The organism is Comamonas sp. JNW (genome assembly GCF_003105075.1).
Taxonomy (GTDB): Bacteria; Pseudomonadota; Gammaproteobacteria; order Burkholderiales; family Burkholderiaceae_C; genus Comamonas; species Comamonas squillarum.
The window spans coordinates 173,329-199,075 of sequence record NZ_QETI01000009.1; the positions used below are offsets into that span (position 1 = coordinate 173,329).

The following is a 25,747-nucleotide window of genomic DNA, read 5'->3' on the forward strand; positions in this document are numbered from 1 at the left end:
TTAGGGCGTCGGCACCAGTGGCCGGCCATTGCTGCCCAGGCCCGCACGGCCCAGCGCCTGCAGCCAGATCTGCTGGCGCTCTGCGGTGTCAGCCTTGGACCAGGCACGGATCTCATCGATCGAGCGGTAGCAGCCGATGCAGTGGCTGCGGTCCGCATTCATCTTGCACAGCGACACGCAGGGCGATGGCACGACATCGTTGTAATCGGCGGCAAAGGCGCCAGTCACCCGCACCTGCTTGGTGCGGGCTGCCAGCGGCGCGGGCGAGGCCACAGGCAGCTCCACCGGCTTATCCATTTGTTCCGTCATGCCGCCTCCTTGACCACATCGGCCACCGGCGCGCCGGTCAGCGCTTCCAGATCGGCCGGGGCCAGCGCAAACACGCCATTGGGGTGGCCGGCCGCTGCCCAGATCTGTTCAAAACGGAACAGCTCGCGGTCAATCAGCGTAACGGGCTGGCTCACATGGCCGACGGGCGATACACCGCCAATTGCAAAGCCGGTACGGCCCTTGACAAACTCCGCATCCGCGCGGCCCACCGGGCCGACCAGCGCCGCCACCTTGGCCTCGTCCACGCGGCAGTCGCCCGAGGTGATGACCAGCACGCAGGCGTCATCGCTCTTGCGGCGAAAAATAATGCTCTTGGCAATCTGGCCCAGCGCAATACCCAGCGCATCGGCCGCCTCCTGGGCCGTGCGCGCCGAGACTTCCAGCATCTGCGGCCCATGCGGATGGCCCTTGTCCTGCAGCACCCTGGCTACCCGCTGCACCCCTTCGGGCAGGCTCAGCAACTCCGCTCCACACATGGTTCAACTCCTTGTTAAGCGACGATTGTGCCGTTTAGCAGGCTCCGCTGCAGCGCAGCGGGCATTCGCGAGCCCGCGCTGGGCGATCAACCCGCGCGCTTGTTCATCAGCGCTACGGCCACGCGCGAATTGGGCTTGCGCTGCAAAAAGTCGCTGATGTAGATGCCCGCATCGACCAGCTTGTCCAGGTCAATGCCGGTCTCGATGCCCATGCCATGCAGCATGTAGACCAGGTCTTCGGTGGCGACATTGCCGGTCGCGCCCTTGGCATAGGGGCAGCCGCCCAGACCGGCGATGGATGACTGGAAGTTCCAGATACCCAGCTCCAGCGACGCGAGCGTATTGGGCAGCGCCTGGCCATAGGTGTCGTGGAAATGCCCGCTCACCTGGTCCAGGTTGAAATACTGCAAGGTCGCTTCCAGCGCCTTTTGCACCTTGATCGGCGTGCCCACGCCGATGGTGTCGGCGACATCGACGCGCTCGACGCCAATGCCCTTCATCAGCTCGGCGAGGTAGGCCACGCGCGAAGGCGCAATCTCGCCCTCATACGGGCAGCCCACGGTGCAGCTCATCGCGCCACGCACCGCAATGCCGGCGGCCTTGGCCGCTTCCACCACCGGCGCAAAGCGCTCGATGCTCTCGGCAATCGAGCAGTTGATATTGCGCTGGCTGAAGGCTTCGCTGGCCGCGCCAAACACCACGATCTCATCGGGCTGGGAGGCCACGGCCGCTTCATAGCCCTTCATGTTCGGGGTCAGCACCGAATAGCGCACCCCGGCCTTGCGCGCCAGCCCCGCCATCACCTCGGCGTTGTCGCCCATCTGCGGCACCCACTTGGGGCTGACAAAGCTGGTCACCTCGATCTCGGTCAGGCCCGCATCCTGCAGGCGGTGGGTGAGCTCGATCTTGACGGCAGCCGGCACCGGCGATTTCTCGTTCTGCAGGCCATCGCGCGGGCCGACATCAATCAATTGGACACGTTGGGGGTAGCGGGCCATGGGGCGTCTCCTGGGGTATTTCTTAAAAACGGGGGGCGGAATCAGTATCCGCGATCGGCATAGACCATGCCGCCAGGCTTCTCTCCGGCAGCAAAGGCCCGCAGCTTGTGCAGGATCTGCTGCAAGGTCTCTTCGGGCAAGGTGCGGGCGGAGCTGTGCGGCGTGATGCGGATCTGCGGCTGCTGCCAGAACGGGTGCTCGGCGGGAAGGGGCTCGGTGCGAAACACATCCAAGGTGGCGCCTGCCACCTGGCCGCTGTCCAGCGCGGCCAGCAGGTCGGCGTCGACCAGGTGCGCGCCGCGCGCCACATTGATCACATAGGCGCCCGGCTGCAGCTGCGCCAGCAGGCCGGCATTGATGATGTTCTCGGTCTGCGCCGTTAGCGGCAGCAGGTTGACGAGGATACGCGTGGCACGCAGAAAGTCCGGCAGCTGCGCGCTGCCGGCAAAACACTGCACACCGGCGATCTGCTTGGGCGAGCGGCTCCAGCCGCGCACCGGAAAATCAAACTGCGCCACCGCCTGGGCCACGCGCTCGCCCAGCACACCCAGGCCCATCACGCCGACGGGAAAATCGCTGCGCAAACGCAAGGGCTGCTGTGCCCAGACGCCCGCGCTTTGCTGGGCCCGGTACGGCGCCAGGTCACGGAAATGGTCGATCACCGCATGGCAGACATACTCGGCCATCTGCACGGCCATGCCGGCGTCTTCCAGACGCAGCACCGGCACACCGGCGGGCAGCTGGCGCGCAAACAGCGCATCGACGCCAGCGCCCATGTTGAAGATCGCCTTGAGGCCCGCGCCTTGCTCGTCGAACAGCTGCTGCGGCGGCTTCCAGACCAGCGCGTAATCGGCCTGCACCATGCCGGGCGTCCAGCCACGAGCCTCGGCCTGGGGGAGGTGCAGGCGAATCGCATCCAGCCAGTGCTGCAGGTCGTCGCTGTCGGTGTAGACGAGAATTTTCATGGCCGGCATTTCAGCACAGAAAAGGGTGCCGCGCCGTCACAGACAGCGCAGCGGCACCCTTTAGGACGCAGCGACCTGCAACTTCAGCAGTTCTGCGCCTTCGGTGACCTGGTCACCGGGCGTAAACAGCAGCTCCAGCACCTCGCCATCGGCCGGGGCGGCAATGGTGTGCTCCATCTTCATCGCCTCCATCACCGCCAACGGCTGGCCCTTGCTGACCTTGTCACCGGCCTTGACCGCAAACGACACCACCTTGCCCGGCATCGGGGCCGTCAGGCGCCCGCCTTCGCTGCCAGCGTCACCGGCATGGGCCAGCGCATCAATGGCGGTGATCTCGGCCGCGCCGCGTGGTGCGAACACATGCACCACCTCGCCCTGCTGCCAGGTCTGCACCTGGTCGCGCTGGCCGTTGAACTGCAGCTCCACCAGCTCGCCGTTGGGACTGAACTGCAGCGGGCCCGTGGCATCGCCCACCGTCAGCACCAGGCCAGCGGCCTCATAGCGCAACGCCGCCTGCAACTTGTCGCCGCCAAACTCAAAGTCAAAGCGCCGCTCGGTCACGCCATGCGATTGCCAGCCATCGCGGCGGCTGAAGGGGTCGTGGCTCTCGGTTGCGCGCTCCTGCAGCAGCTCGGCCACCACGGCAGCGGCCGCAGCGGTGTCCAGGCCCAGGCCGCGCTGCTTGAAGAGCCGTGCCTCTTCGCGCTGGATCAGCGCCGTATCGAGCTTGGCCTGGCCAAACGAGGGCGTGGCCAGGATATGGCGCAGGAACTGCACATTGGTCTGCAGGCCGACAATGCGCACCGCAGCCAGCGCCGCATCCAGCCGCGCCAGCGCCTGGGCGCGGTCTGCGCCGTGGACGATAAGCTTGGCAATCATGCTGTCGTAGAAGGGGCTGATGGCATCGCCTTCGCGCACGCCATCGTCAATGCGCACCTCGCTGATTGCAAAACTGCTGCAGTCGGGCTTGCGGTAGACATGCAAGGTGCCGGTGGCGGGCAGGAAGTTGTTGTCCGGGTTCTCGGCGCAGATGCGCGCTTCGATCGCGTGGCCGCTGATCTTGAGCTCGGCCTGCTGCTTGGGCAGCGGCTGGCCATTGGCCACCAGCAATTGCCACTGCACCAGGTCTTCGCCGGTGATGGCCTCGGTCACCGGGTGCTCCACCTGCAGGCGCGTGTTCATCTCCATGAAGTAGAACTTCATCGCCTCGGGCTGGTCGTAGCCGCCGGGCTGCTCGACGATGAATTCCACCGTGCCCGCGCCCACATAGCCCACGGCCTTGGCAGCGGCCACCGCCGCCTCGCCCATCTGCTGGCGCAGCGCGGCGGTCATGCCCGGCGCTGGGGCTTCTTCCAGCACCTTCTGGTGGCGGCGCTGCACCGAGCAGTCGCGCTCGAAGAGATACACGCAGTTGCCTTGCGTGTCGCCAAACACCTGGATCTCGATATGGCGGGGGCGCAGCACATATTTCTCGATCAGCACCGCATCGTTGCTGAAGCTGTTGATGGCCTCGCGCTTACAGGACTCCAGCGCGGCAGCAAAGTCTTCGCTCTTTTCCACCAGGCGCATGCCCTTGCCACCGCCGCCGGCGCTGGCCTTGATCAGCACCGGGTAACCGATGCGGTCGGCCTCCGCGTGCAGCATGGCCGGGTCCTGGCCCGCGCCGTGGTAGCCGGGCACCAGCGGCACGCCGGCCTTTTCCATCAGCTGTTTAGATTCGGCCTTCAGGCCCATCGCGCGGATGGCATTGGCCGGCGGGCCGATGAACACCAGGCCCGCAGCGGCGCAGGCGACGGCAAAGTCTTCGTTCTCGCTCAAGAAACCGTAGCCGGGGTGGATGGCTTGCGCGCCGGTGGCCTTGGCCGCCTCGATGATGCGTTCCCAGCGCAGGTAGCTGTCCTTGGGGGCGCTTCCACCGATATGCACGGACTCGTCGCAGGCGGCCACATGCTTGGCATGGGCGTCCGCGTCGGAGTAGACGGCCACGGTCTTGACGCCCATGCGGCGGGCGGTAGCGGCGACGCGGCAGGCAATCTCACCACGGTTGGCGATCAAAATTTTCGAGAACATAGAACAATCTCCTCAGTCTTCTTCCCTGACCCCAGCCCGCCTTCGCAAGCCCCCGGTCAATATCGTTGGTGATCCGCGCCCGTGGCGGCCAAGGCCACCGGCTCTTCATGGCCCAGCCACCGGCGAATCCGGCGCACCACGGCCCGCAAAAACTTCCACAACACCCAGGTCATCACCCACATCAGCACCAGCACCACGGCCAGCGCCAGCGCAAACACCAGCGGGTGGTGGATGGCCAGCCACACCGCACCTATCGAGACCCCGTCTTCGACCAGGCTCGCGCCCCAGTTGGAGAACGGCTCCGGGCTGGTGTTGATGGCCGCGCGCGTCGTGGTCTTGGCCACCTGGCTGCTCAGCGCCAAGGTGCCGCCCATCAGGGCCGCCGCTGTCGCCATCGTCGCGTTGTCGGTGCCAAACACGCTGGCCGCCAAGGCCGCACCCGCTGGCACCCGCACCACGCTTTGCACCACATCCCAGACCGAATCCACGCCGGGGATCTTGTCGGCAAAGAACTCGACAAACAGCAGCGCGCCACTGATGAACAGGATCACCGGCTGCTGCAGCACCGTCAGCCCACCGGGCAGCTGCAGCACGCCGGTGGCGCCCAGCATGCCCGTCACAAACACCACCGCATACAGCCGAAAGCCACTGGCCCAACCGAGCGCAGCTGCCAGCGCCATCAGCTGGCCCCAGTCCCACTGCGCCATGGCCTGGCCCATCTGGCCGGCCACCTGGCCGACCTGGTCGGCCGCCTGCCCCACCGTGTGTGCGGTGTCCTTGTCCAGATGCAGGCCCATGCCGTGCAGCCAGTTGACGATGGTGTTCCAGATATCCATGGTGGTGCTCCTCAGTGCCAGTCAGCAAACGCGCTGTTTATAGCGCCAATGCCCGCTTGCTGTCTGCCATCCAAGGCCGCTTTAGGGCTGCATCAGCCTCCCAGCCAGCTGGGTTTGCGTTTGTTCAAGAAGGCCTGCACGCCTTCCTTGCCTTCGGCGCTGGCGCGGATATCGGCGATGCCGGCCACGGTCTCGGCGATCAGCGCTTCGTCCACCTCACGGCCGGCCACATCGAGCACCAGCTTTTTGCAGGCCTGTACCGCGGCCGGGCTGGCGCTCAGCAGGTGCTTCAGCAGGCCGTCCACGGCGCTGTCCAGCGCCTCAGCCTCCACCACCTGGTGCACAAAGCCGGTGCGTAACGCTTCGGCGGCGTCAAAGCGCTCACCGGTCAGAAAGTAGCGGTGCGCCGCACGCGGGCCCATCGCGCGGATCACATAGGGGCTGATCGTGGCCGGGATCAGGCCGATCTTCACCTCGCTGAGGCAAAAACCGGCGTGGCTGGCCGCCACCGCCATGTCGCAGCAGGCCACCAGGCCCATGCCACCGGCGTAGACATCGCCCTGCACCCGCGCAATCGTCGGCTTGGGGCAGGTGTAAATGACGCGCAGCATCTCGGCGAGCTTGCCCGCGTCGACCAGGTTTTCCTCGCGGGTGTAATCGGCCATCGCGCGCATCCAGTTCAGGTTGGCGCCAGCGCAGAAGGCCGGGCCTTCGGCGGCCAGCACCACGGCGCGGACCTGGGCCTGCGCACCCACCCAGCTGAAGGCGCGGGTGATGTCGGCAATCACCTCATCGCTGAAGGCATTGCGCACATCGGGCTGGGTCAGGGTGATGGTGGCCACCGGTCCAGCGGCTTCGACGGTCAGAAATGTACTTTTCATGGTGTCCTCTCTGTCTCAGAGCCTTACATGCGGAAGACGCCAAAATTGGTATCTTCGATCGGTGCATTGCGCGTGGCCGCCAGGCCCAGCGCCAGCACGCGGCGGGTATCGGCCGGGTCGATGACGCCGTCATCCCACAGCCGTGCCGAGGCGTAGTAAGGGTGGCCCTGGTCCTCGTACTGCTGGCGGATGGGCGCCTTAAAGGCCTCCTCCTCCTCCGCCGTCCAGGCGCCGCCCCGGCCTTCGATGCCATCGCGCTTGACCGTGGCCAGCACGCTGGCCGCCTGCTCGCCGCCCATCACGCTGATGCGCGCGTTCGGCCACATCCACAAAAAGCGTGGGCTGTAGGCGCGGCCACACATGCCGTAGTTGCCGGCGCCAAAGCTGCCGCCGATGATGATGGTGAACTTGGGCACGCTGGCCGTCGCCACCGCCGTCACCAGCTTGGCGCCGTGGCGGGCAATGCCCTCGTTCTCGTACTTGCGGCCGACCATGAAGCCGGTGATGTTCTGCAAAAAGACCAGCGGGATCTTACGCTGGCAGCACAGCTCGATGAAGTGCGCGCCCTTGACAGCCGACTCGCTGAACAGAATGCCGTTGTTGGCGATGATGCCCACCTCCATGCCCTCGACCCGGGCAAAGCCGCAGACCAGGGTCGCGCCAAAACGGGCCTTGAACTCGTCAAAATCGCTGCCATCGACAATGCGGGCGATGATTTCGCGCACATCAAAGGGCTTGCGCGTATCGACCGGGATCACGCCATACAGCTCATCGGCCGGGTAGGCCGGTGCCTGCGGCGCCTTGTCGGCGGCATGGGGCTGCTTGGCCTTGTTCAGGTGGCTCACGGCCTTGCGCGCCAGGGCCAGTGCATGGGTGTCGTTGTCAGCCAGGTGGTCGGCCACGCCCGACAGACGCGTGTGCACATCGCCGCCGCCCAGGTCTTCGGCACTCACCACCTCGCCGGTCGCAGCCTTCACCAGCGGTGGGCCACCCAAAAAGATCGTGCCCTGGTTCTTCACGATGATGGACTCGTCGCTCATCGCCGGCACATAGGCGCCGCCAGCGGTGCAGGAACCCATGACCACGGCGATCTGCGCAATGCCCTGGGCCGACATATTGGCCTGGTTGTAGAAGATGCGGCCAAAGTGCTCGCGGTCGGGGAAGACCTCGTCCTGGTTGGGCAGGTTGGCGCCGCCCGAATCAACCAGGTAAATGCAGGGCAGTCGGTTTTGCGCTGCCACTTCCTGGGCGCGCAAATGTTTTTTTACCGTCATCGGGTAGTAGGTGCCGCCTTTGACCGTGGCATCATTGCACACGATCATGCAGTCCACCCCACTGACGCGGCCCACGCCGGCGATCAGGCCCGCACCGGGTGCATCGTTGTTGTACATGTTCAGCGCAGCCAGCGGTGCCAGCTCCAAAAAGGGCGTGCCCGGGTCCAGCAGCATCTGCACGCGGTCACGCGGCAGCAGCTTGCCCCGGCCCAGGTGCTTGGCACGGGCGGCTTCACCACCGCCTTGCGCCACCTTGGCAGACTGGGCGCGCAGGTCCTCCACAATGCTGCGCATGGCTTGCGCATTGGTCTGAAAATCTGCCGACCGGGCATTCAGCTGGGTTGCGAGTTTGCTCATGCTTGTCCTCTTCAATGTTCTAGCGTTCCGTTCAGAAACGCGTTTTCTTTAAAAATAGTCTGCTGCCAAACGAATCCGCACCATGCACACCGTCGAAACCGTCCTGCTCGTCCTGATGATCGGTGCCGTCACCGGCATCATTGCGCGCTACATCCGGGCCATACCGCTGCCGCTGATCCAGATCATGCTGGGCGCGGCGCTGTCCTGGCCACAAAAAGGCCTGCATATCGATTTCGACCCCGGCCTGTTCATGCTGCTGTTCATTCCGCCGCTGCTGTTTGCCGACGGCTGGCGCATTCCCAAGCGCGAGTTCTTTGCGCTGTACCGCCCTATTTTGCGGCTGGCCTTTGGCCTGGTGCTTTTTACCGTGATTGGCCTGGGCTACCTGATCCACTGGATGATCCCGGAGATCCCGCTGACCGTGGCCTTTGCGCTGGCCGCCGTGATATCGCCCACCGATGCGGTGGCCGTCTCGGCCATCACCCGCAACCTGGGCATGCCGGCCCACACCATGCATGTGCTCGAAGGCGAATCGCTGCTCAATGATGCCTCGGGCCTGGTGGCGCTGAAATTTGCCATCGCCGCCACCTTGACCGGTGTGTTCTCCTGGACCCAGGTCACGCAGGAATTTCTGTGGATTGCGCTGGGTGGCCTGGGCGTGGGCGCTGCGGTGGGCTGGGGTTTCAGCTACCTGCGCGATACCGTCACCCGCCGCCTGGGCGATGTGGCCGCCACGCAGATGGTGCTGCTCTTGGTGCTGCTGCCCTTTGCAGCCTACCTGCTGGGCGAAAAGATTGGTGTCTCGGGCATTCTGGCCGCCGTGGCCGCGGGCGTGGCCACGAATTTTGGCGACCTGAACCGCGCCGACTACATCTCCGAGCGCATGCAAACCGCCGGTACCTGGGCGATGGTGGAATCGGCCTTCAACGGCGCGATCTTCCTGCTGCTGGGCCTGCAGTTGCCCTCGATCATTGGCGTAACCTTGCGCGATGCCGGCCATGACTGGTGGATTCTGGTGGGCTATGTGGCCATCATCTCGATCGCACTTTTGGCGCTGCGCTGGATCTGGCTGATGCTGGGCGTCAGCCGCAGCCTGCACAAGGCCCACCAGGCCGGCAAGCTGGTCAAAAAACCCGACCTGTGGCTGAACCTGGCCACGACCTTGGCGGGCATACGAGGCGCGGTCACCTTGGCCGGTGCGCTGTCCGTGCCGCTGCTCTTGAACAACGGCCAGCCGTTTCCAGCACGCGACATGCTGATCTTTCTGGCCACCGGCACCATCTTGTTCACCCTGGTGATCGGCAGCATCGGCCTGCCGCTGGTGCTGCGCCGCGTGCAGGCGGTGAGCGAGCCCGAATCGGTGCGCGAAGAGCGCCAGGCGCGCATTGCAGCCTGCCGCGCTGCGATCAACAGCCTGGCGATGAGCGACGACGATGCCGCCCAGCAGCCCACCGAATGGCAGGCCCAGCAGCATGAAATCGAAGGCCGGATTGCGCGCGAGTACCGCAACCGTATCGACCTGCTGGACGAGGAGCGCACGCCCGAAACCGCCGAGGTGCAGGACCTGGCCACGCCCGACGCGGTGCAGGAGCGCCGCCTGCGCTATGTGGCCGAGCTGGAGATGCGGCTCAACTGCATCAAGGTCGAGCGCCACACCATCTACGCCGAGCGGCACAACAACCGCATCAACGACGAATCGCTGCGCAGCCTGGTCCAGGAGCTGGACCTGAGCGAGATCACCTTGCGCAAGCGCCTGGAAGTGGCCCGCCGCGCCGCCGCCAAGCAAGCTGCCAAGCTGGAAGGGCATTGATCGTTCAGGCGGGTGCTGCATGGCGGCGCTCTGCGCGGTTCAGGCCGTCTTGCTCACATCCAGCTTCAGCGATTCGATCATCGCCTCGCGGATCTTGAACTTCTGGATCTTGCCGGTCACCGTCATCGGGAAGGCCTCGACAAACTCGATGTAGCGCGGCACCTTGTAATGGGCCACCCGGCCCTTGCAGTAGCTGCGCAGCGCCTCGGCATCCAGGCTTTGGCCGGCCTTGACGATGACCCAGGCACAGAGCTCCTCGCCAAAGCGGCTGTCGGGCACGCCCACCACCTGCACATCCTGCACCTGCGGGTGGGTGTAGAGAAACTCCTCGATCTCGCGCGGGTAGATGTTCTCGCCGCCCCGGATCACCATGTCCTTGATGCGGCCGACAATGTTCACATAGCCTTCTTCATCCATCGTGGCCAGGTCGCCGGTGTGCATCCAGCCATCGCCATCGATGGCCTCGCGCGTCTTGGCCTCGTCGCCCCAGTAGCCATGCATGACCGAATAACCGCGCGTGCAGAGCTCACCCGATTGGCCGGGGGCCACGGTCTCGCCGGTCTCGGGGCTGACGATCTTGACCTCCAGGTGCGGATGCACCTTGCCGACGGTGGAGACGCGCTTGTCCAGCGGCGTGTCGGTCGAGCTTTGGCAGCTGACCGGACTGGTCTCGGTCATGCCGTAGGCAATGGTGATCTCGGACAGATGCATCTGGCTGACCACGCGCTTCATCACCTCGATCGGGCAGGGCGAGCCAGCCATGATGCCGGTGCGCAGGCTCGACAGGTCGAACTCGGCAAAACGTGGGTGGTCCAGCTCGGCAATGAACATCGTGGGCACGCCATGCAGGCCGGTGCAGCGCTCGGCCTGCACCGTCTCCAGCACCGTCAGCGCATCAAAGCCGTCATTGGGGTAGACCATGGCCGCGCCATGCGTCATGCAGGCCATATTGCCCAGCACCATGCCAAAGCAGTGGTAGAGCGGCACGGGAATGCAGAGCCGGTCTTCTTCCGAGAGCCGCATCGCCTCGCCAATGAAATAGCCGTTGTTGACGATATTGCGGTGGGTCAAGGTGGCGCCCTTGGGAAAGCCTGTGGTGCCACTGGTGAACTGGATATTGATCGGGTCGTAGGGCGTCAAGCTGGCCCCTATCTGCGCGACCTGCGGGTCGGCCGCATCACCGCTGGCGATAAAGCGCGAGAAGCGCTGCATGCCTGCCTGCTCCTGGCCCTGGCCTGCGACATCGATCCAGACCACCAGGCGCAAATCGGGCAAGGCCTCAATCTGCAGCGCAGCGCTGGCTTGCGTCTCCAGCTCAGGCGCCAGCGCGCGCACCATACCCAGGTAATCGCTGGTCTTGAAGCGCTCCATCACAAACAGCGCCTTGCACTGCACCTTGTTGAGCGCATAGGCCAGCTCGGAGGTGCGGTAGGCCGGGTTGATGTTGACGAGGATGATGCCGACATGGGCGGTGGCCAGCTGCAGCAGCACCCATTCCACATTGTTGTGCGACCAGATCCCCACCCGGTCACCCTTGGCAATGCCGGCGCGCAGCAAGGCGCTGGCCAGTTGCTGCGATTGCTCCAGCAGTTGCTGGTAAGTGAGGCGCAGGCCCTGGTGGCGGCTGATGAGCGCATGGCGCGCGCCAAAGCGCGCTGCTGTCTCGCTCAGCTGCTGGCCGATGGTCTTGTTGAGCAGGCGCGGCTCGCTGGCGCCCCGTGCATAGCTGCTGGTCAATCTGGTCTCGCTCATGGTGTCTCCTGTCCGCCGCCCAACCAGCCGGGTCGGCGGCCCTGTTCCTTGTCTTTCAGGATACGCGAGCGTGCCGCGCAAATGATGGCAGGATGGTTGCAAATGTCGCCAGTACAATGGCCATGCTTGGCGCTTTTTAAACCCCACCCTCCATGCCCAAACCGCTGCCCTCCTCTGCCGTCGTGCACCATCCCGCCGTTACGCCCATGGCCTTTGTCCGGGCCATCGCGCGGGCCTACCAGCACCGGGGGCTGAGTGCGGACCGAGCGCTGCAGTTGGCGCAAATCGATCCCTTGGCGGTTGAAAAGGACGGCCCCGGCATCACCGCACTGCAGTTTGAAACGCTCTCGGATGCGGCGATGCAGGAGCTGGATGACGAGGCGCTGGGCTGGTTCAGCCGGCGCCTGCCCTGGGGCAGCTATGGCATGCTGGCACGCGCCTCGCTCACCAGCCCCAACCTGGGGGTGGCGCTCAAGCGCTGGTGCCGCCACCACGGCCTGCTCACCGATGACCTGGCGCTCAGCCTGCAGGTGCAGGGCGAGACGGCCACGGTCGAGATCATCGAGCACACGGGCCTGGGCGAGCTGCGCGAGTTTTGCCTCGTGTCCATGCTGCGCAATATGCATGGGCTGTCGAGCTGGTTTGTCGACTCGTCGCTGCCGCTGTTCAAGGTGAGTTTTCCGTTCGAGGCCCCCGCCCATGCCGATGTGTATGCGCTGCTCTTCCCCGGCGATGTGCAGTTTGGCGCGCCGGTCACGCGCATGCAGTTTGATGCGCGTTATCTAGCCTTGCCGATTGCCCGCGATGAGGCGGCCTTGCAGCGCATGCTGCAGCGCGCGCTGCCGCTGACCGTGCGCCCCTACCGGCGCGACCGGCTGATGGTGCAGCGCGTGCGCCAGCTGCTGGCGGCCGATCCCTCGGCGATGCACAGCGCCGACAGCCTCTCGGCCAAGCTGCACCTGTCACTGCGCACCCTGCACCGCCAGCTCAAGGACGAGGGCGCATCGCTGCAGGCCCTGAAGGACGAGGTGCGGCGCGAACGCTCGCTGACTCTGCTGCACCGCAGCAACCGGCCCATCAAGCAGATCGCGCAGTTGGCAGGCTTCAGCAACGACAAGAGCTTTATCCGGGCCTTTCGCACCTGGATGGGCATGTCCCCGGCCGAATACCGCAAGAGCACCCGGCCGCCGGCCTGAGGCGCAGCCGATGCTGGCCTGAGACCGGCCCGATTTGCAACCTGGCTGACACCTGCAGGGCAGCCACGTACATCCATTCGTGCCAAGATGGCGGCACAACATCGGATGGAGACTTGCCGTGATCGAGCTGTACCACTGTGTGAGCGCGCGCTCGTTCCGCGCGCTATGGATGCTGGAAGAGCTTGGCCTGCCCTACCAGCTGCAGATGCTGCCCTTTCCGCCCCGCGCACTGGCCAAGCACTACCTGGCACTCAACCCCCTGGGCACCGTGCCCTTGCTGATCGACGGCGACACGCGCATGACCGAGTCGTCCGCCATCTGCCAGTACCTGGCCAGCCGCGACCCGGCGCAGCGCCTGGACGTGCAGCCCAGCGACCCCGCCTATGGCAGCTACCTGAACTGGCTGTACATGTCCGATACGACCTTGACCTTTCCGCAGACCCTGGTGCTGCGCTACCAGTTCTTTGAGCCTGCCGTGCGGCGCCAGCCCCAGGTCGCAGAAGACTATGCGCGCTGGTTTCTGGGCCGGCTGCGCGCGCTGGAGACCGCCGCCCAGGCCATGCCAGCCGAACTGCCCTACCTCTGCGCAGGCCGTTTTACCGCGGCCGATGTGGCCGTGGGCTATGCGCTGATGCTGTCGGACTACCTGGGCATGTCCTCGCAATGGGGGCCGGCCACCCAGCACTACTGGATGCACCTGCAGCAGCGCGCCGCCTTTCTGCGCAGCCTGGAGGTCGAAAAGCAGGCCGCGCTGGACCAGCAGATCGACCCCATTCCGTCGCCCTTGATCCGGCCCTGACCCTGCTTTGAAGTCCTCCGACATGATCGCCATCACCGACCACACCACCATCGGCCAGGCCTTGCAGGCCGCCATTGCGCGCTACCCCGAGCACAGCCTGCTGGCGGTGCCGGCCAATCCCAAGCGCAGCTACCTGCCCGAGGGCTGCGAGTTCAGCTACACGCAGGCCGGCGCCCATATCGCGCGGCTGCAGGCCCGCTACCAGGCCGCGGGCTATGGCGTGGGCCACCGCGTGGGGCTGTTTCTGGAAAGCCGGCCCGAGCACCTCTGGCACAAGCTGGCGATGAACAGCCTGGGCATCTGCTGTGTGCCCATCAACCCCGACTACAAGCGCCGCGAGCTGAACTACCTGATCGACCATGCACAGCTGGACCTGGTCGTCTGCCTGCCCGAGCGGCTGGAGGCACTGCAGCAGTCCCTGCAGGACACGCGCAACCAGCCGGCCCTGGTCTGCACCGATCCACAAGATGGCAGTGCGATCACGCTGCCGCCGGCCCGCTCGCAGCCCTCGGGCAGCCTGAGCGCCGACACGCCAGCAAGCATCCTCTACACCTCGGGCACCACCGGCCAGCCCAAGGGCTGTGTGCTCTCGCATGCCTATGAACTGGCCGCTGGCAAGTGGTATGCATCCCACCCCGGCCATGTGTCGATCCAGGAAGGCCGCGAGCGCCTGTTCAACCCGCTGCCGCTGTTCCATGTCAACGCATCCATCCTGTCGTTCTACTGCCTGCTGCTCACCGGCGGCTGCCAGGTCCAGACCGACCGCTTTCAGCCCAGCCGCTGGTGGGAAGAGGTTGCCAGCAGCCGCGCCACCATCGTCCACTACCTGGGCGTGATCATTCCGCTCTTGCTCAAGCAGCCGCCGTCCGACTGGGAAAAGCAGCACTGCGTGCGCTTTGGCTATGGCGCAGGGGTGGAGCCGCAGCTGCATGCCGCCTTCGAGCAGCGCTTTGGCTTTCCGCTGATCGAGCTGTGGGGCATGACCGAGGTGGTGCGCACCATCTCTGACCATGGCGACGACCGCCAGGTAGGCACACGCTCCTTTGGCCGTGGTGCGCCGGGGCTCGAGGTACTGGTGGCCGATGAGAGCGGCCAGCCGGTGCCGCCCGGCACGCCTGGCGAGATGCTGGTGCGCTACTCGGCCGAGACCCCGCGCAAGCATTTTTTCAGCGAGTACCTGGACAACCCCGAGGCCACCGCCAAGGCCTGGGAAGGCGGCTGGTTCCACACCGGGGATGTGGTGCTGCAGGACCCCGATGGCCTGCTGCACTTCATGGACCGGCGCAAGAACATCATCCGCCGCTCCGGCGAGAACATTGCCGCGGCCGAGGTGGAAGCCGTGCTGCTGTCCCACCCCAAGGTGCACCAGGTGGCCGTGCTGGCCGCGCCCGATGACATCCGCGAAGAGGAGGTGCTGGCCAGCATTGTGCTGACGGACGGCGTGGCGCCCGGCACCGCCATCTGCCAGGAGCTGTTTGCGTTCTGCCAGCAAGAGATGGCCTACTACAAGGTGCCCGGCTGGTGGTGGTTCACCGATGAGATCCCCACCACCGGCACGCAAAAGATCCAGAAGCACCGGATCTTGGCGGCAGGCCAGGATGTGCGCAGCCTGCCCCAGGTGCTGGACATGCGGGCGCACAAAAAGCGCTAATGGCGCTCGGCCCGCTGCTAGTGCTGGAAGGCGGGCCGGCTGCCTAGCCCGCGCGGCGCAGCAGGTCGGCGCCCTTCTCGCCAATCATCATCGTGGCCGCGCAGGTGTTGGCCGAGGTGATCTCGGGCATCACCGAGGCATCGATCACCCGCAGCCCCTGCAGCCCATGCACGCGCAGCTGGGCATCGACGACGGCACCTGCCTCGGGGCGGGGCCCCATGCGCGCCGTGCCGTTGAGGTGGTAGGACGAGACACCGTAGCGGTAGATAAAGTCCAGGATCTCGTCATCGGACTGCACCTGCGGCCCGGGCATGACCTCGTCCACCCGGTAGGGCGCGAGCGCCTGGCTCTGCAGCAAGGCCCGGGCCTGGCGCACACCTCGGATCAAGGTCTGGCGGTCGCCCTCGTCGTCCAGATAGCGCGGCTGCACGACCGGGTCGGCCAGCGGATCGCTTGAGGCCAACTGCACCGTGCCCATGCTCTGCGGCCGGTGCTGCCAGACGCCGCAGGTCATGCCTGGGAACACATCGAGCTGGCCCACATAGCCTTCGCGGTAGCTGGCCGGGGAGAACACACCTTGCAGATCGGGCCGCGCGAGCCCTGGCTGCGAGGCTGCGAACCAGTGCACGACGGACGGGCTGAGCTGCAGAATATTGGGCTTGCCGCGCAGCCATTGCCAGGCCTGGCCCCAGAGGCGTGGCACACGCGCCAGCTCGTTGATCGTGGTGGCGTTCTTGACCGACGCGACCAGCCGCACCGAGAAATGGTCCTTGAGGTGCTGACCCACGCCCGGCAAATGCACCTGGGTGGCAATGCCCAGCGCGCGCAGCCGCTCGCCATCGCCAATGCCCGACAGCTGCAGCAGCTTCGGCGTGTTGATGGCGCCGGCGCTGACGACCACCTCGCGCCGCGCCCTCACTTGGCGCCGCACGCCATCTTGCAGGTATTCCACACCACAGGCGCGGCCGTCCTCGACCATAATGCGCAGCGCCTGCGCGCCGGTCCGCACATCCAGGTTGCGGCGCCGCATCGCTGGGCGCAGAAAGCAGCCCGCCGTGCTCATGCGCCAGCCGTTGTGGATGCTGCGCTGGAAATAGCCCACGCCTTGCTGGTAGGCGCCGTTGTAGTCCGGGTTGCGCGCGAGGCCCTGCTCGGCAGCGCCCTCCAGGAAGGCCTCGCAAATCGGGTGCGGCCAGTGCGGCAGGCTGACCTTGAGCGGGCCGTTGTGGCCGCGCAGTGCCGGATCGCCGCCATCGACAAAATGCTCGCTGCGCTGGAAGTACGGCAGCACCTCGTCATAGGACCACCCCGCATTGCCCTGCGCCGCCCAGCCATCGAAATCCTCGCGCTGGCCCCGGTTGTAGACCAGACCGTTGATGGAGGTGGAGCCGCCCAAGGTCTTGCCCTGGGGCAGCGGAATGCGCCGCCCTCCCGTGCGCTCCGTCGGCTCGGAGCTGAACTGCCAGGCCACCGCCGGATTGAAGATCACCTTGATAAAGCCGGCCGGCAGCTTGAGGTAGGGCCGGTGGTCGGGCGGGCCGGCTTCGAGCACGCAGATGCGCAGCGCAGGATCCTCGCCCAAGCGGGCGGCGACGATGGCGCCGGCCGCGCCGCTGCCGACCACCACATAGTCAAAATGGTCGGCTGCCGGCGCGCTCATGCATGGGCTCCCAGGTACGCGGCACGCACCTTGGGGTCGCGGCGCAGATCGGCCGCGGCGCCCTGCAGGGTGAAGTGGCCCGTCTCCAGCACATAGGCGCGGTCAGCTACCGCCAGCGCCTGGTTGGCCATCTGCTCGACCAGCAAGATGGTCACCCCCTGCGCCTTGAGCTGGCGCACGATCGCAAAGATCTCCTTGACGATCAGCGGCGCCAGGCCCAGCGAGGGCTCATCGAGCAGCAGCAGCTTGGGCCGCGACATCAGCGCACGCGCAATCGCCAGCATCTGCTGCTCGCCGCCCGACATGGTGCCGGCCATCTGCGCGCGGCGCTCCCGCAGCCGCGGGAAAGTGTTGAACTGCTGCTCCACATCGGCGGCAATCGAGGCGGACCCATCCTTGCGGTGGTAGGCGCCCAGCAGCAGGTTGTCATGCACGCTCTGGTCGGCAAACACCTGGCGCCCTTCGGGCGACTGGGCAATGCCAAAGGGCACACGCAGGTGGCCGGGCATGCGGGTGATGTCCTGGCCCAGAAACTCGATGCGGCCCGCCGCTGTGGGCTCCAGGCCCGAGATGGCCTTCATCAGGGTGCTCTTGCCTGCGCCATTGCCACCGATGATGGTGACCACCTCACCGGCATGCACCTGCAGCGACACCCCCTTGAGCGCCTGCACGGCACCGTAGTGCAGCTCCAGCGCCTCGACACGCAGCAATGGTGTTTGCTCAGGCATGGGGGCCTCCGTTCATCGCGTTGTCCTCGGTTTCATCGTCGCTGCCCAGGTAGGCGGCAATCACGCGCGGGTTGCTTTGCACCTGCTGGGGTGTGCCCTCGGCAATCTTCTGGCCGTAGTCGAGCACGATCACGTGGTCGGACACAGCCATCACCAGGTCCATGTGGTGCTCGATCAGCAGCACGGTAATGCCCAGATCGCGGATGCGTGCAATCACCTGGATCAGCTCCTGCGTCTCCTGCGGGTTGAGGCCGGCGGCCGGCTCATCGAGCAGCAGCAAACGCGGATGGGTGGCCAGCGCGCGGGCCAGCTCCAGCCGGCGCTGCAGGCCATAGGGCAGGCTGCCGGCGGTATGCAGCGCCTTGTCACGCAGCTGCAGGCGGTCAAGGATCTGCAGCGCCTCATCCCGCGCAGCGAGCTCAGCGCGCCGGGCCTTGCCCACCCCTATCAGGCTGGCAAAGAACCCGGCCTGGATATGCGCATGCAAGCCGACCTTGACGTTGTCGAGCACGGTCATGTCACTGAACAGCCGCAGGTTCTGGAAGGTACGGCCCAGGCCCATGCGGGCAATCCGGTTGGGCGACACACCGACAATGCTCTGGCCCGCAAACTGGATGGAGCCGCGCTCGGGCACCACAATGCCCGACAGAATATTGAGCAAGGTGGTCTTGCCCGCACCATTGGGCCCGATCAGCGAATGCACATGGCCGGGCTTGATGCATAGATCGACCTCATTGGTCGGCACCACGCCGCCGTAAGCCTTGTAGATGCCGCGACCGTCCAGCAAACCTTCTGCGCCGGTGCTGGCCAGCGGCGCGGCCGACTTGAGCTGCCAGGCCGGCAGATCCTGCGGCAGCTGCGGCGTGGGCAGCAGGCCCGGTGCGTATTTGCGCGCCAGGCTGCGCAATGTGCCGGCCAGGCCATTGGGCATGGCGTACAGCGCAAACAGCAGCAGCGCACCATAGGTGAAATGCTGCACACCCGGCCAGCGCGACAACAGCGAATCGAGCAGGGTCAACACCACGGCGCCCAGCAGCGGCCCGTAGACGGAATTGCCACCAAACAGCACCACCAGCAGGAAGAAGACCGACAGATTGAAAGTGATGAAGTCCGAGTTGATGTACTGGTTCTGCTGCGTGATCAGCGCGCCGGCAATGCCGCAGGTGAAGGCACTGATGACAAAGGCCAGCACCTTGAACTTGTAGACGCTGACGCCCACGCTCTCGGCCGCCACCTCGGCGGTGTTCACGGCCATGAAGGCGCGGCCAAAACGCCCCGCCAGCAGGTGGCGGAACATGACATGCAGCACCACGCACAGAGCCAGCACAAACCAGACCCAGTGCGAGGAGGCAAACATCTGGTCGCCCAGCTTCAAGGGCACCACGCCATAGATGCCCTGCTGGCCGGCAAATACATCCTGCCATTCCGAGACCACCTTCTCGACGACGATGCCAAAGCCGATGGTGACCATCGCCAGCGCCGGCCCTTTGACGCGCAGCGCCGGCAGCGCAATCACCACGCCAAACAGCCCGGCCAGCACACCGGCCATTGCAAAGGCGGCCCAGGGGTTCCAGCCCCAGCGGGTGGTGAGCAGGGCCACCGCATAGGCGCCCACGGCAAACAGGCCGGCATGGCCCAGTGATTTCTGGCCGGTGTAGTTCACCAGCACATTCAGCCCCGAGGCGGCGATGTAGTTGACCCCGATCAGAAAGACGATGCGCAGGTAGAAGTCGTTGCTGGTCATCAGCGGGATGGCGGCCACCAGCGCCGCCACCAGGGCCAGCCAGCCGTAGTGCTTGATCTCGCTGTTCATCAGACTTTCTCCACGATCTTCTGGCCCAAGAGGCCCTGGGGCCGCACCACCAGCACCACGATGATCAGCAAGAAGATGCTGATCTCGCGCATCTCCGCCTGCCACAGGCCAACCAGGGCCTCAATCAGGCCCAGCACAAAGCCGCCCAGCATGCAGCCGCGTGGGCTGGTCAGACCGCCCAGAATGGCCGAGGAGAAGGCTTTGAGCGCCAAGGTCATGCCCATGAATACCGATGCCGTCGTGATGGGCGCAATCAGCAAACCGGCCAGGCCCGCCAGGCTGGAGCTGATGACAAAGGCCAGCACGACGATGGCTGTCACATTGATGCCCATCAGGGTGGCTGCACTGCCGCTTTGCGCCACCGCGCGCACGGCCTTGCCGATGCGGGTGTGGCGCATCACATAATCGAGCGCGAGCAGCACGGCCACGCTGCAGACCAGCACCAGCACCTCTTGGGGCAGCACACCGGCATTGCCGATGCGCAGCACCTCGCTGCCCAGCGGCGAGGGCATGACCAGCGGCGCCGGGCCCCAGATGGCCAGCGCCGTGTTCTGGATGATGATGCCAAAGCCGATGGTGCTCATCACCCAGGCCATGCCGCCGCGCCCCACAAAGGGCCGCACGGCGGCGTAATAGAGCAGCAGGCCCAGCAGCGCCAGGACGGCCATCGTGCCCACCAGGCTGAGCACATAGCGCCACAGGCTGACATCGGCGGGCAGCAGGCTGTCGGTGATGTTCTTGCCGGCGAGCAGCAGCAGCGCCGAGACCGCGACAAACGCGCCCGCGACCAGGAACTCGCCCTGGCCAAAATTCAAGGTCTTGGTGGTGTTGAAGGTGATGTTGAAACCCACCGCCACCAAGGCATAAATACTTCCCAAGGCCAGCCCGCTAAAGACCGCCTGCAGTATCGAATCCAGCATACGCACCCCAGACACATTGCCGCTAAAAAAACCAGGCCTGCGCGCCGCATGGGGCGGGCGCAGGCCTGACGAGTCGATGCCTTACTTCTTCAGATCCGCTGGCGTGAGCGACTTGTAGACACTGTCTTCAAAGCGCACCACGTCGCTGCCCTTCCAGCGGGCGAGGTAGAAGTCGCCCACGCTCAGGCCTTCGTGGTTGGTCTTGCTAAAGGGCTTGTCATAGGTCTTGATCACGCCTTCGGTGCTGTTCAGGTTCTCCAGCGCAGCAGCGACCTTCTCGCCATCGGTGCTGTTGGCCTGCTTCATCGCAGCGGCCAGCAGCATCACCGAGTCATAGGCCTGGGCGGCGCAGGGGAAGGTGGTCAGGGTCGGGAAGTTCACACGCACGCGCTGGCCCAGGGCCTTGGTCTTGGCCGAGGTGTCTTCGGTCGTCGAAGCCGCCATGATCAGGTGCTCGGCCAGCTTGGTGCCTGCCATCTTGGGCAGCAAAGAGCTCAGGTTGCCCCAGGTGCCCAAGGTGACGGGCATGTAGTTGATCTTCTCCATGCTGCGCAGCACCTGGGCCGCGCCGTCGGCAATGCCATAGATGATCACGGTGTCAGCTCCTGCCGCCTTGATCTTGTTGAGCTGCGAGGTCATGTCGGTGTCTTTGGGGCCGTACTTCTCGACGGCCACTGGCTTGATGCCGTGCAAGGCCAGAATCTCGGTCGCATCCTTGATGCCGCCCTGGCCGTAGCCGGTGGAATCGGCCAGGATGGCGATCTTCTTGTCCTTCGAGGCCTTGACGGCATAGGCGCCCAGCAGCGCGACCTGCTCGCGGTCCACCATCGAGATGCGGTAGAGGTAGTTCTGCGGCTCCTTGGCGTAGCGCGTGGTGATCTCGGTGGCGGTGCCAATCGGCACGATGACCGGCACCTTCTTTTGCTGCGGAATATGCAGCCAGGCCAGCGCATTGCCAGAGTTGGCCGGGCCCACGATGCCGCTGACCTTTTCGCTGTCGATCAGCTCCTGCACGGTCTGGATGGCCTTGGGCGGCGTGCCCTGGTCATCGCGCACCACCCCGACCAGCTTGCGGCCCATGATGCCGCCGGCTTTGTTGATGTCCTCGATAGCGGCTTCAAAGCCCCAGCGGCCGGAGATGCCCAGCTCGGCCACGCCGCTGGCCGATTGGTCGGCGGTGTAGCCGATCTTGATGTCCTGGGCCTGGGCCGAAAATGCCAAAGTGCTGGCCACCAGCGCCGCAGCCTTCGTCAAACGATAGACGAGCTTGTTCATGTTTGTCTCCTTGCTTTGTTGTCAAATCTCTTGGTCAGCCTCCACCGCACGCACGAGGCCCTTGTCTTGTTCAATATAGCGGCGGATGCCGCAAACGCTCTTCTGGGTTTCTCCTAGGTAAGAGTTCGTAACTACAACCCCTTAGTGGCAGTGCTCGGCCAGCAGCAAATCGGCGGCCTTTTCGGCAATCATCATCGTCGGCGCGCCGGTGTTGCCTGAGGGCATGGCCGGCATCACCGACGCATCGGCCACCCGCAAACCGGCCATGCCATGCACGCGCAGTTGGGAGTCGACCACGGACTGCCCATCGCCGGCTGCGCCCATGCGGCAGGTACCCATGAAGTGCCAGGCCGTGCTGCCCCGCTCACGGGCAAACTGCAGCAGTTCCTCGTCCGATTGCAACTGGCCGGACGGCGCCTCATCGCTGGCCACATAGTGCGCCAAGGCGGCACTGTGCAGCAGGCGCCGGGCCTGGCGCAGGCCTTCGACGACCAGGCGCTGGTCGGCCTCATCGTGCAGGTAGTGCGGCTGGATCACCGGGCTGTCCCAGGCATGGGCCGAGGCCAGGCGCACATGGCCCCGGCTTTGCGGCCGCAGCTGGTAAAAGCCCAGGGTCATGCCGGGGAAATCATCGAGCTGGCCGGCAATGCCGGAGGCATAGCTGCCCGGTGAGAAATGGAACTGAAAATCGGCCCGGCCGCCTGGCGCTTGCGCCGATGAAAACGCATAGGCCACCGAAGGGCTGATGGCCAGAATGCTGGGTTTACCAGCCAGCCAGCGCGCCACCTGGCCCCAGAGCCGCCAGCCCCGGGCGGTGGTGTTCAAGGTCGGCGCGTTCTGCACCCGCACGATGGAGCGCAGCATCATATGGTCCTGCAAGCCCTGGCCCACGCCCGGCAAGTGCTGCTGCACCGCAATGCCCAGGTCCTGCAGGCGCTGCGCATCACCCAGGCCCGACAGGTTGAGCAACGTGGGCGAATTGATGGCACCGGCTGCCACCACCACCTCGCGGCTGGCCTGCAGGCGCCGCACAGGGCCACCCGGTTCGGCCGCGTATTCCACACCGGTAACGCGCGCGCCCTCCATCACCAGGCGGCTGACCTGCGCATGGGCAATCACCCGCAGATTGGCGCGCCCCTTGGCTGGGCGCAAAAAGGCCTTGGCGGCACTGACCCGCCAGCCCCGGTGGATCCAGCGCTGGTAATAGCCAGCGCCCTCCTGCTTGCCCGCGTTGTAGTCCTTGCCTGAGGGAATGCCCTGGCTGGCGGCACCGGCGATAAAGGCGTCGCACAGCGGGTGGCGCCAGTCGCAGTCGGTGATCGGCAACTCGCCTTCCAGCCCCCGGTAGTTCACATCGCAGATGGCCAGGCGCTGCTCGGAGCGCTTGAAGTACGGCAGCACCTCGTCATAGGACCAGCCGGTGGCGCCCTGGGCGGCCCAGTCGTCATAGTCCTGGGCCTGGCCGCGCACATAGTTGAAACCGTTGACGGCACTGGAGCCGCCCAGGGTGCGGCCTAGCTGCGCGACCACCTGGCGGCCCATGGTGGCGGCGTCGGGCGCAGTCTTGAAAGGCCAGGTGTAGCGCGGGTTGTAGCCAACCTTGATAAAGCCGGCGGGGATGTGGATGTAGGGGTGGTGATCGGGTGGACCAGCCTCCAGCAGACACACCTGGAAGCGGCCTGATGCGCTCAGGCGGTTGGCGAGGATGCAGCCAGCCATGCCGGCACCGACAATGATGAAGTCAAACGCCGCATCCCATTCATGCACAGGCCCCATAACAGCTCCAGGTGGCAAGCAGACGAAAAGTCTAGGTGCAGCCTGGCATCCGGCCTGTCGCGTCAGTGTCCGCCTCTGCGTCTGGGGCGGATCTTAAAGCTCAGACAGCGACGGCCGATTCGCGGGCCACGCGCTGGGGCAGCTCGGCCATATGTTCAAAGAACTGGCTGGCACCGGCTGCCGCCAGATCGGCCTGCGAGCAGACCGCATGCGCTGGCGGGTGGTAGGCCCACACGGTAGCGCCGGCCGCCACACCTGCCTGGGTGCCGGTCACACTGTCTTCGATCACCAGGCAGCGCTGCGGATCGGCGCCCAGCGCGGCAGCCGCGGCCAGGTAGACATCAGGGAAAGGCTTGGTACGCGGCATCTCATGGCCGCTGAAAATGCGCCCTTCAAAATAGGGCAGCAAGCCGGCAATGCGCAGCTGCATCACGATCTTCTTGCGGTCGGCCCCCGAGGCGCAGGCAATCTGCCCGTTGAACTGCGCATGCAGGGCCTTGATGGCCTCCACCGCGCCGTCGATGGCTTTGACATCCTGCTCCAGCGCCACATTGCGGCGCGCATAGAACTCTTCCATCCAGGCATCAGTCAGCGGCTTGCCGGTGTTCGCCTCGATCAAGTCCTTCTGGCTGCGCACCATCTTGCCGATGAACAGCTGCAGGCAATCCTCGGACGACAGCACCCAGCCCGCTTCATTGAGCATCGTGCACAGCACCCGGTTGGTGATGACTTCGCTGTCCACCAACACACCATCGCAATCAAACAGCATGGCCTCGAAGCCTGCATTGGGGTTCATTTTGGGATCCTAAAAAATGACAGGTGGCGATCAAAATTGGTCACCATCCAGATAAAACCAGCGGCCTTGCACCTGCACAAAGCGGCTGCGCTCATGCAGGCGCACCGCGCGGCCTTGCAGCTTGTAGCGGGCGACAAACTCCACCTCGGCGTGGTTGTCGTCGACCGGGTCAAAGGCCTTGACCTGCAAGCCCAGCCAGCGGCACTGCGGTTCAAAATCGAGCTGCGATGGGCGGGTCGAGGCATGCCAGGTGGCCAGCAGGTAGGCACGCTCCTCCCGCACAAAGGCGCTGTAACGCGATCGCATCAGATGCTCAGCGTCCGGTGCTGGCATGCGCTCAAAATCGGCAATAAAGCGGCCACAACAGGCGCTGTAGGCAGCACCGGATTCACAAGGGCAGGTGGGCTGCGCGGGCGATGGAGGGTTCTTCGCCATGGCTTAGCGCAGCGCTCCAAAGACCTTGCGCACGGCCGCATTGGCGCTGCCCAGCGGGTTCTGGCGAATCGCGCGCTCTTGCTCGCCAATCACGGCGTAGAGGCCCTCCAAGGTCTTGCCGGTCACATACTGGTTCAGGTCGAGCGCATCGCTGGACACCCCAAAGCTCGATGCCTTGCCCACCAGCTGGTTGTACTGCTGCACCACACCGACCTGGCCGGTCGCCTGGGTCACTACGGGCAAAAAGCGCTGCGTCAATGGCTGGCGTGTTTTTTCCATAAAGAAAGTGGTCACCGAATGGTCCCCACCACTCAGAATGCGTTTGGCATCATCGAGGGTCATGCGCTGCACTGCATCCAGCAGCACATCCTTGCCCATCGGCACAGCCAGCTCGGCCGCGCGGTTGATGCCCTGCTCCACCTCATCCACATAGCGGCCCTGGCCAAAGCGGCGCATCATCTTGGCCGCCTCACCCATATAGCCCGGCAGCGGAATGCGCAGCTGGGGGTTGTTGAAAAAGCCCCCGCTTTGGCCCAGCTGGGACACTGCCACCTGCGCGCCCTGGGTCAATGCGGCCTTGATGCCCTGGCTGGCATCGGTATTGCTCAGATCGGCCAGCGAGAGCGCCAAAGCCGGAGACACCGCGCCGGCGCCGCCCAGCAGCGCCAATAAATGCAGCAGACGGCGGCGCTGCGCCTGGCGCAGACAGCTTTGCTCGGTCATGGCAGTCCTTGAAAACACAAACCGCTATTGTGCCAAACACCGGCATTCAGCCGTGCGCCAGGGGTGCTTGCCGGCGCTGCGCGCAATCGCAAAAGATAGTCAGCTCGAGGGGTCAGTATTGGCTGCGCAAAAGAAAAACCCCTCTACTCGGGAAGAGCAGAGGGGTTGATCAGTATAAAAGCCTGACGATGACCTACTTTCACACGGGAATCCGCACTATCATCGG

The 25,747-nt window shown here is 65.3% G+C and carries 22 protein-coding genes; 4 read left to right on the forward strand and 18 right to left on the reverse strand.

Annotated elements, in window-relative coordinates; genetic code table 11:
* The 8 genes from DCO45_RS14790 to DCO45_RS14825 form a co-directional block, all read right to left on the reverse strand.
* Positions 1–309, reverse strand: a complete 309-nt coding sequence (locus DCO45_RS14790) for a DUF1289 domain-containing protein (protein ID WP_232539448.1) — start codon at positions 307–309, stop codon at positions 1–3.
* Positions 306–806: a YbaK/EbsC family protein gene (locus DCO45_RS14795; RefSeq protein ID WP_116926526.1), complete on the reverse strand. Its 501-nt coding sequence runs from the start codon at positions 804–806 to the stop codon at positions 306–308. Before DCO45_RS14795 ends, DCO45_RS14790 begins: the two co-directional genes overlap by 4 nt.
* Positions 807–892: 86 nt before the next feature.
* Entirely contained in the window at positions 893–1,804 is a 912-nt protein-coding gene (locus DCO45_RS14800; RefSeq protein WP_116926527.1) for a hydroxymethylglutaryl-CoA lyase, read from the reverse strand.
* Positions 1,805–1,845: 41 nt separating this feature from the next.
* On the reverse strand, positions 1,846–2,769 hold the full coding sequence (locus tag DCO45_RS14805; protein WP_116926568.1) for a glyoxylate/hydroxypyruvate reductase A: 924 nt from the start codon (positions 2,767–2,769) through the stop codon (positions 1,846–1,848).
* Positions 2,770–2,829: 60 nt separating this feature from the next.
* Complete coding sequence (locus tag DCO45_RS14810; RefSeq protein ID WP_116926528.1) at positions 2,830–4,839, reverse strand: acetyl/propionyl/methylcrotonyl-CoA carboxylase subunit alpha; 2,010 nt, start codon at positions 4,837–4,839, stop codon at positions 2,830–2,832.
* A 56-nt stretch (positions 4,840–4,895) separates the two neighbouring features.
* Positions 4,896–5,675, reverse strand: a complete 780-nt coding sequence (locus tag DCO45_RS14815) for a DUF4126 domain-containing protein (RefSeq protein ID WP_116926529.1) — start codon at positions 5,673–5,675, stop codon at positions 4,896–4,898.
* Between the two features lie 92 nt (positions 5,676–5,767).
* Positions 5,768–6,556 (reverse strand): enoyl-CoA hydratase/isomerase family protein, encoded by a 789-nt coding sequence (locus tag DCO45_RS14820; protein ID WP_116926530.1) that lies wholly within the window; start codon positions 6,554–6,556, stop codon positions 5,768–5,770.
* Between the two features lie 23 nt (positions 6,557–6,579).
* Positions 6,580–8,187, reverse strand: a complete 1,608-nt coding sequence (locus tag DCO45_RS14825) for a carboxyl transferase domain-containing protein (protein WP_116926531.1) — start codon at positions 8,185–8,187, stop codon at positions 6,580–6,582.
* Between the two features lie 82 nt (positions 8,188–8,269).
* Between DCO45_RS14825 and DCO45_RS14830 the strand changes: the two genes are divergently transcribed.
* Positions 8,270–9,997, forward strand: coding sequence for a Na+/H+ antiporter (locus tag DCO45_RS14830; protein WP_116926532.1), 1,728 nt, complete (start codon positions 8,270–8,272; stop codon positions 9,995–9,997).
* Positions 9,998–10,036: 39 nt separating this feature from the next.
* On the opposite strand, the gene DCO45_RS14835 is transcribed toward DCO45_RS14830, so the two are convergent.
* Complete coding sequence (locus tag DCO45_RS14835) at positions 10,037–11,749, reverse strand: AMP-binding protein (protein WP_116926533.1); 1,713 nt, start codon at positions 11,747–11,749, stop codon at positions 10,037–10,039.
* A gap of 152 nt (positions 11,750–11,901) precedes the next feature.
* On the opposite strand from DCO45_RS14835, the gene DCO45_RS14840 reads away from it, so the two are divergent.
* From DCO45_RS14840 to DCO45_RS14850, 3 genes are all read left to right on the forward strand, one after another.
* Positions 11,902–12,945 carry an AraC family transcriptional regulator gene (locus DCO45_RS14840; protein ID WP_230770387.1) on the forward strand — a complete coding sequence of 348 codons (1,044 nt, stop codon included), beginning with the start codon at positions 11,902–11,904 and terminating at the stop codon, positions 12,943–12,945.
* Positions 12,946–13,063: 118 nt separating this feature from the next.
* On the forward strand, positions 13,064–13,744 hold the full coding sequence (locus tag DCO45_RS14845) for a glutathione S-transferase (RefSeq protein ID WP_116926534.1): 681 nt from the start codon (positions 13,064–13,066) through the stop codon (positions 13,742–13,744).
* A gap of 22 nt (positions 13,745–13,766) precedes the next feature.
* The gene (locus tag DCO45_RS14850; protein WP_116926535.1) at positions 13,767–15,395 is read left to right on the forward strand and encodes an AMP-binding protein; all 1,629 of its coding nucleotides are present in this window, start codon (positions 13,767–13,769) and stop codon (positions 15,393–15,395) included.
* 43 nt (positions 15,396–15,438) lie between these two features.
* Here DCO45_RS14850 and DCO45_RS14855 read toward each other — a convergent pair whose 3' ends face one another.
* The 9 genes from DCO45_RS14855 to DCO45_RS14895 form a co-directional block, all read right to left on the reverse strand.
* Positions 15,439–17,055, reverse strand: a complete 1,617-nt coding sequence (locus tag DCO45_RS14855; protein ID WP_116926536.1) for a GMC family oxidoreductase N-terminal domain-containing protein — start codon at positions 17,053–17,055, stop codon at positions 15,439–15,441.
* Positions 17,052–17,783, reverse strand: coding sequence for an ABC transporter ATP-binding protein (locus DCO45_RS14860; protein ID WP_116926537.1), 732 nt, complete (start codon positions 17,781–17,783; stop codon positions 17,052–17,054). Before DCO45_RS14860 ends, DCO45_RS14855 begins: the two co-directional genes overlap by 4 nt.
* Positions 17,776–19,596 (reverse strand): branched-chain amino acid ABC transporter ATP-binding protein/permease, encoded by a 1,821-nt coding sequence (locus DCO45_RS14865; RefSeq protein ID WP_116926538.1) that lies wholly within the window; start codon positions 19,594–19,596, stop codon positions 17,776–17,778. The genes DCO45_RS14860 and DCO45_RS14865 overlap by 8 nt, the downstream gene beginning before the upstream one ends.
* Positions 19,596–20,516, reverse strand: a complete 921-nt coding sequence (locus DCO45_RS14870) for a branched-chain amino acid ABC transporter permease (protein ID WP_116926539.1) — start codon at positions 20,514–20,516, stop codon at positions 19,596–19,598. Before DCO45_RS14870 ends, DCO45_RS14865 begins: the two co-directional genes overlap by 1 nt.
* Positions 20,517–20,597: 81 nt before the next feature.
* Complete coding sequence (locus DCO45_RS14875; protein ID WP_116926540.1) at positions 20,598–21,791, reverse strand: ABC transporter substrate-binding protein; 1,194 nt, start codon at positions 21,789–21,791, stop codon at positions 20,598–20,600.
* Between the two features lie 141 nt (positions 21,792–21,932).
* On the reverse strand, positions 21,933–23,567 hold the full coding sequence (locus DCO45_RS14880; protein WP_116926541.1) for a GMC family oxidoreductase N-terminal domain-containing protein: 1,635 nt from the start codon (positions 23,565–23,567) through the stop codon (positions 21,933–21,935).
* Between the two features lie 100 nt (positions 23,568–23,667).
* Complete coding sequence (locus DCO45_RS14885) at positions 23,668–24,363, reverse strand: HAD family phosphatase (protein WP_116926542.1); 696 nt, start codon at positions 24,361–24,363, stop codon at positions 23,668–23,670.
* A gap of 30 nt (positions 24,364–24,393) precedes the next feature.
* The gene (locus DCO45_RS14890) at positions 24,394–24,798 is read right to left on the reverse strand and encodes a YchJ family metal-binding protein (RefSeq protein ID WP_116926543.1); all 405 of its coding nucleotides are present in this window, start codon (positions 24,796–24,798) and stop codon (positions 24,394–24,396) included.
* A gap of 3 nt (positions 24,799–24,801) precedes the next feature.
* Positions 24,802–25,521: a DUF4197 domain-containing protein gene (locus tag DCO45_RS14895; protein ID WP_116926544.1), complete on the reverse strand. Its 720-nt coding sequence runs from the start codon at positions 25,519–25,521 to the stop codon at positions 24,802–24,804.
* Positions 25,522–25,747: the final 226 nt, after the last annotated feature.

Coding starts and splice junctions, on each gene's coding strand:
- DCO45_RS14875 (WP_116926540.1), bottom strand. CDS start 21,791: ATGAACAAGCTCGTCTATCGTTTGACGAAGGCTGCGGCGCTGGTGGCC.
- DCO45_RS14885 (WP_116926542.1), bottom strand. CDS start 24,363: ATGAACCCCAATGCAGGCTTCGAGGCCATGCTGTTTGATTGCGATGGT.
- DCO45_RS14840 (WP_230770387.1), top strand. CDS start 11,902: ATGCCCAAACCGCTGCCCTCCTCTGCCGTCGTGCACCATCCCGCCGTT.
- DCO45_RS14800 (WP_116926527.1), bottom strand. CDS start 1,804: ATGGCCCGCTACCCCCAACGTGTCCAATTGATTGATGTCGGCCCGCGC.
- DCO45_RS14790 (WP_232539448.1), bottom strand. CDS start 309: ATGACGGAACAAATGGATAAGCCGGTGGAGCTGCCTGTGGCCTCGCCC.
- DCO45_RS14815 (WP_116926529.1), bottom strand. CDS start 5,675: ATGGATATCTGGAACACCATCGTCAACTGGCTGCACGGCATGGGCCTG.
- DCO45_RS14810 (WP_116926528.1), bottom strand. CDS start 4,839: ATGTTCTCGAAAATTTTGATCGCCAACCGTGGTGAGATTGCCTGCCGC.
- DCO45_RS14895 (WP_116926544.1), bottom strand. CDS start 25,521: ATGACCGAGCAAAGCTGTCTGCGCCAGGCGCAGCGCCGCCGTCTGCTG.
- DCO45_RS14865 (WP_116926538.1), bottom strand. CDS start 19,596: ATGAACAGCGAGATCAAGCACTACGGCTGGCTGGCCCTGGTGGCGGCG.
- DCO45_RS14795 (WP_116926526.1), bottom strand. CDS start 806: ATGTGTGGAGCGGAGTTGCTGAGCCTGCCCGAAGGGGTGCAGCGGGTA.
- DCO45_RS14805 (WP_116926568.1), bottom strand. CDS start 2,769: ATGAAAATTCTCGTCTACACCGACAGCGACGACCTGCAGCACTGGCTG.
- DCO45_RS14860 (WP_116926537.1), bottom strand. CDS start 17,783: ATGCCTGAGCAAACACCATTGCTGCGTGTCGAGGCGCTGGAGCTGCAC.
- DCO45_RS14890 (WP_116926543.1), bottom strand. CDS start 24,798: ATGGCGAAGAACCCTCCATCGCCCGCGCAGCCCACCTGCCCTTGTGAA.
- DCO45_RS14855 (WP_116926536.1), bottom strand. CDS start 17,055: ATGAGCGCGCCGGCAGCCGACCATTTTGACTATGTGGTGGTCGGCAGC.
- DCO45_RS14870 (WP_116926539.1), bottom strand. CDS start 20,516: ATGCTGGATTCGATACTGCAGGCGGTCTTTAGCGGGCTGGCCTTGGGA.
- DCO45_RS14850 (WP_116926535.1), top strand. CDS start 13,767: ATGATCGCCATCACCGACCACACCACCATCGGCCAGGCCTTGCAGGCC.
- DCO45_RS14880 (WP_116926541.1), bottom strand. CDS start 23,567: ATGGGGCCTGTGCATGAATGGGATGCGGCGTTTGACTTCATCATTGTC.
- DCO45_RS14835 (WP_116926533.1), bottom strand. CDS start 11,749: ATGAGCGAGACCAGATTGACCAGCAGCTATGCACGGGGCGCCAGCGAG.
- DCO45_RS14825 (WP_116926531.1), bottom strand. CDS start 8,187: ATGAGCAAACTCGCAACCCAGCTGAATGCCCGGTCGGCAGATTTTCAG.
- DCO45_RS14830 (WP_116926532.1), top strand. CDS start 8,270: ATGCACACCGTCGAAACCGTCCTGCTCGTCCTGATGATCGGTGCCGTC.
- DCO45_RS14820 (WP_116926530.1), bottom strand. CDS start 6,556: ATGAAAAGTACATTTCTGACCGTCGAAGCCGCTGGACCGGTGGCCACC.